The following is a 4,830-nucleotide window of genomic DNA, read 5'->3' as shown; positions in this document are numbered from 1 at the left end:
ATTTTTGAAATTCTAACAAATGCCACTCAACTTCATCATCATCTTTGACTTTCACAATATCTTTCTCAAAATAACATGGAATAAAGATAGTTTTCTTTTGAAACGGGTTCAGAAGTAACCGTATCAAGTGCTAATAATGCTTGAGTTAATTTACAAGAACCTACTCCAGTGAAATGATCCTATCACATTGCCGTGCTTGCTCCATGTTATGCGTAACAATCAAAATTGTTTTACCAAATTGATCTCTCAAAGTTCGAATCAAATCGAATGCTTTTTGAGACATTTCAGGATCTAACGATCCGGTTGGTTCATCTGCTAGGACAATATCTCCGGGCTTTAAAATAGCTCTCACAATCGCAATTCTCTGCTGTTCACCTCCCGATAATTCATTGACTTTACTATTTAACCGATTTTGTAGACCAACAAATTCTAGCGTTTCCTTGATTCTCTGCTCTTTCTCCTGTCTAGAGAAATTCGAAAAAGTCATGGCAAGCATCAGGTTATCTTTCACACTAGATGTAGAAATGAGTGCATTGGATTGAAAAAGATAGTTGATGACATTCCTTCGATAATGAACTGCTGATTGCGAATTTACCTTAGGCAAAACTTTTCCGTTGATTAGGATTTTACCACTGTCAACAGTATCCAATAGTCCAATCATATTGAGGATAGTCGATTTTCCAGAACCAGAAGGTCCTACTAAAGCTACAAATTCATTTTCCTCAATATCAAAGCTTAAGTCTTTGAAAATTTCTCTTGAACCAAATTGTTTTGATACATTTTGTACTGAAATTCTAGACATGAGATTACTCCTTAAATGATTGTATGATACTCTCTCCTTCTTTACGGAACAAACTGAAGTAAAGAAGCATTATCTGAAAAGCAAATGTAGCTAGTGTCATGACTATTCCCAACTTAGAACCCACCAAGATAGAAACGATTAGTTCCATCACAGAAAAACTAATAATGAGAGAAACCACACCAATATATCTTTTCCATGGTGAGAATCCCATAAAGTATTGAACATACAATTTTTCTTCAAATAACAAGCGGTACATTAAGACAAAACTCCAGAAAATAGCCATCATCGTAATGATGATAATCGCTATAATCGTGCCGAAAAGATAAAATGTATAACTCAGATCTTTTTGAAGACCATTGATAAAGTTCTTGACAGTTGTAAAACTCAACCGATTATCCGTTAAATCTGGAAATTCTGTTTCTAAAACGGACACTACCTGTTCCATTGTTTCCCTATCACGAATCTTCAAAAGACCATTATAGCCGCTGACAACTAAGTTTGCCGACTCCATGAAATATAGATTCTCTGGTGTTGAGACAAAAATAACTGGATTCTCACTAGTTGTACCATAAGAAATGGAATCTGACCAAGTAAATATTGGTCGAGACGGTTGGTAAACCTTGAACATAAATTTCGGATTTTCTGTGAAATTAGTTTGTAAATCTCCCGGTTTTACAGTGACACTTTCCTGTAAATAAGCCTTCATCGCCTCAAGTTCTTCTGTATTGAGCGTGTTAGGTAGAAGATAAAGTCGAGTACCATTCCTCATCTCTAGCAACTCCTCATCACTTAGGGGAATACCTAACTCTTGCAGGTAATTATAGGAGAATTTCAAATACCAAAATGGTTTTTTAGGGACATGTTGGTATGTCCCATAGACTGCATCAAGGTACTCCTGATTAAGAAATTTTCCTTGGGCAATATAGACACCTGGAAGCTCAGATATACGCTGGTAAAAGTTATACATACTACGCTCAAGGGAATTTGTAGTTCCTGCATATGTACCTACATCATCTCCCTCAACAAAGCTGGAGATAACGTACATATCTTCAACATTTTTCCACTCCCTAGATACTTTCATATTATCAATAAACTGATTCGTTGGAGCATCTAAAGAGTAACTGACTGCGATTAACAAACCAGCTACCAAGGTATAGAATAACAAGCAGGTTACCATTAAAGGCTTCATTGGTAATCGTTTATGAATTGCGGCTAATGGAGAAACCGAATAAACAATAATCGTTGGAATAATGAATATCAATAGTAGCAACAAGACTGAGAGGCTGACTCCAGCAAAAACTAGAATAAACGATGATAAACCAAAACTAGACCAGCCTGACAACAACCAACTACATAAAGAGATAATTGGAATAATGTAGATTGAAAATAGTAGAGAATTTTTGAAAAAAGCAGACCATAATTCTTTTCTATCCCATCCTAAAAGAATCAATGTTCCGAAATGTTTAAAGGATTGAAGAACACAGATTAAGAATAGAATCAGTAAAATGAAGGCATTTACTAAGATGCTGATAGCAAGTATTATTCCCCAAATTCCCTGATCAGTACTACTTCCAAAACTTTCTTTTGTCAAATCCTCAACAGAAATACCTGACATCTTTGAAAGATGCAACAGAAAGTTATCTCTTGAGACAGCATCGTGGAGACCATTGATATGGTATATCCCATTGATCGTATTAGTGTTTTGAAAAGTATAATCTAATCGTTCAATGACTACAGGTGTGCTAAATAATAAATCTGGAAGCTCGTAAAGCATATTATTTGAGCCTTTGTCAAGTCCAATAGTCATACTATTATCACTATGAGATAATAAATCTGCAAATTGTTGTTGTGAGACTACTATTTTACCCGTACTTTCAAAATCTGAAAAACCAGCAGAGCTGCCAAGGATGTCTATATAAATCCTATTTAGACCTTCTCCTGTATCACTACTTTCAGAACGTTTTGTCCATATGGACAAGTCACTCTGTTCTAAAAAATAATTAAATACATCTTGTGATTGCTCTTCTGTTAACTTCTGAAGATAAACTGTTACAGTTTCGGAATGATGATTATAACTCTGCCATGACTGTTGATACTGTAAACCTGCTAAAAAAATTGCCACCAGAGCAAGTAAGACACTCTGGATGGCAATCAAAAACAGGATTAAGTATTTCATTTTACCTAATAACATGTTTTTGTATGTCATAGGTACTTACCTACAATTCCAGTAACATTCAGCTGTAGCAGTTCCGATGAATTTAGAAACACGTGCTTCTACTCCAGGTGATTGCCAGCCTGAGAATGCCCCGTTAGCAGTTGCTGAGTGTTCGTAAACACTAGACTGAACATTTGAATAGCTCCAAAGGCCAGCAGTACGACCATAATCCCAATAAACTGCAGTACCTTTATACCAAACTGTTGCAGCTGAAACAATCGAACCACCTGCACCAGCTAAAGTCAGTGCAAGTAAAGATGTTGTAATTATTTTTTTTATGCTTTTCTTCATCGTAAAGCCCTCATTTCTTTCACTTAAAATCTAACAATAACAATGACTGCATTTAGAAATATCAACAAATCATACCCTAGTACATCGGAATCCCTTCTTTCTAATTAAAAATTAGATAAAACAGAAATACTATATAGTTAATAGTATTTTCATCATTTAATCAACTAATCAGCCTTCCCAACATCAAGACCATTGGACTTCTTTTGCGATTGCACTCGAATCTCCAATTGTTTATTCTTCTGAATAAACTGTTGGTAAGGAATTGTATTACTAAACATAAAAACACCTAGCAATGCAAATGTAACTAATTTTTTAATTCCACGTTTTTTTCTCATGCAATGAAACCCCTTTCTTTTTTATTCTAACAGATATATTTTATTTAGTCAAGTATTTTTATGTAATTTTTAACTTTTTTTTTTGTTTATTACCATAAAGAATTATTTATTCCTTTAACTTGCTATTTTGAACTAAAAATTTTATAATGAAATTAAGCAAATAGGAAGGATTATTATCTTTAATGAATACACTCGCAGAAAAATTCAGATTGAAAAGAAAAGAGTTGAGACTCTCCCAACAAACTCTTGCAGAAGGAATTTGTGAACAAAGCCAGATTAGTAAAATTGAGAGAGGGCATTTCATTCCCTCCGCAGACCTTTTGTTCAAACTCTCCCAACGACTCGAAGTGCCATTAGATTATTTTTTTAATGAACAAATTGAAATTAAATCTAACCTTTCTAATTTCAAGCAATTATCTGCTCGATTATTAGATGACAGAAATTATGACAATTTAGAATATCTTTATAGAATAGAGATTGAACGAAGTACTTTTCTAACACTAGAAGACCGAACTTACCTTGAATGGATTAAAGCTATTATTGACTTCTATCAATATGACAGTAAGTGTGAGGCAATTTCTTCATTGGAAAATATATTATTAAAAGTCTCTTCAAATACTCTGATTTATTTAAAGGCGTTGAATACTCTATCTAATTTCTATTCCTTAGTGGGTCTTGAACAAGAATATGAGGCAAACTACTCTCATTTGATGGAGTTATATCAGACAAAAAATTTTGAGCATCAAGAGTTTTTATTTGGCTACATCAGAGTTCGTTACAATTACGCTCACTACCTAGTATCAAAGGAAAAATATAATGAAGCCATCCAAGAAGCTCTTGAGACTATCGAACTCTGTAAAGAGAGGCAAACAAGTTACCAACTAGCTCCCCTGCTCGTTCTCGTTGGAAATTGTGGAACATAATTCCTTGGCAAAGAACAAGTCAAAAATTATTATATAGAAGCAAGAGAGCTATGCAAGATTTATAACAATCCTTTCTCTGTGAAAATTGCAAGTTTTTCCCACCTTTTCTCAATACTGAAACAACATCTTTCCAGAACTTCAATAATTTCTTTTTGTGTTAAATCATTATTTAACTAAATCTTTGGAGGCAATACGTTTTCAAAGCTACTTTTTACCATAGATTTTGAGCCTTCAACACAGATTACTAAGCCAAAAATGCTCTAA

At 34.1% G+C, this 4,830-nt stretch carries 4 protein-coding genes and 1 pseudogene; 1 reads left to right on the top strand and 4 read right to left on the bottom strand.

Going from position 1 to position 4,830, the window contains the following annotated elements:
• Positions 1-160: 160 nt before the first annotated feature.
• From QMQ21_RS19060 to QMQ21_RS19045, 4 genes are all read right to left on the bottom strand, one after another.
• Positions 161-802 (bottom strand): ATP-binding cassette domain-containing protein, encoded by a 642-nt coding sequence (locus QMQ21_RS19060; protein WP_000087002.1) that lies wholly within the window; start codon positions 800-802, stop codon positions 161-163.
• Positions 803-806: 4 nt separating this feature from the next.
• A complete protein-coding gene (locus QMQ21_RS19055) occupies positions 807-3,008 on the bottom strand; it encodes an ABC transporter permease (RefSeq protein WP_000221426.1) in 2,202 nt (733 codons plus the stop codon).
• Between the two features lie 6 nt (positions 3,009-3,014).
• The gene (locus QMQ21_RS19050) at positions 3,015-3,308 is read right to left on the bottom strand and encodes a hypothetical protein (RefSeq protein ID WP_000748217.1); all 294 of its coding nucleotides are present in this window, start codon (positions 3,306-3,308) and stop codon (positions 3,015-3,017) included.
• Positions 3,309-3,472: 164 nt separating this feature from the next.
• Entirely contained in the window at positions 3,473-3,643 is a 171-nt protein-coding gene (locus tag QMQ21_RS19045; protein ID WP_001227862.1) for a PhrA family quorum-sensing system peptide, read from the bottom strand.
• 182 nt (positions 3,644-3,825) lie between these two features.
• Between QMQ21_RS19045 and QMQ21_RS19040 the strand changes: the two are divergent.
• Positions 3,826-4,743 (top strand): annotated as a pseudogene (locus QMQ21_RS19040) (helix-turn-helix domain-containing protein).
• Positions 4,744-4,830: the final 87 nt, after the last annotated feature.

The sequence above is a fragment of the Streptococcus bouchesdurhonensis genome, assembly GCF_948472335.1.
This window is presented reverse-complemented; position numbering and strand designations above follow the sequence as displayed.

Bases quoted from the DNA above. Each gene is read 5' to 3' on its own strand.
- QMQ21_RS19060 (WP_000087002.1), bottom strand. From the start codon at position 802: ATGTCTAGAATTTCAGTACAAAATGTATCAAAACAATTTGGTTCAAGA.
- QMQ21_RS19055 (WP_000221426.1), bottom strand. From the start codon at position 3,008: ATGACATACAAAAACATGTTATTAGGTAAAATGAAATACTTAATCCTG.
- QMQ21_RS19050 (WP_000748217.1), bottom strand. From the start codon at position 3,308: ATGAAGAAAAGCATAAAAAAAATAATTACAACATCTTTACTTGCACTG.
- QMQ21_RS19045 (WP_001227862.1), bottom strand. From the start codon at position 3,643: ATGAGAAAAAAACGTGGAATTAAAAAATTAGTTACATTTGCATTGCTA.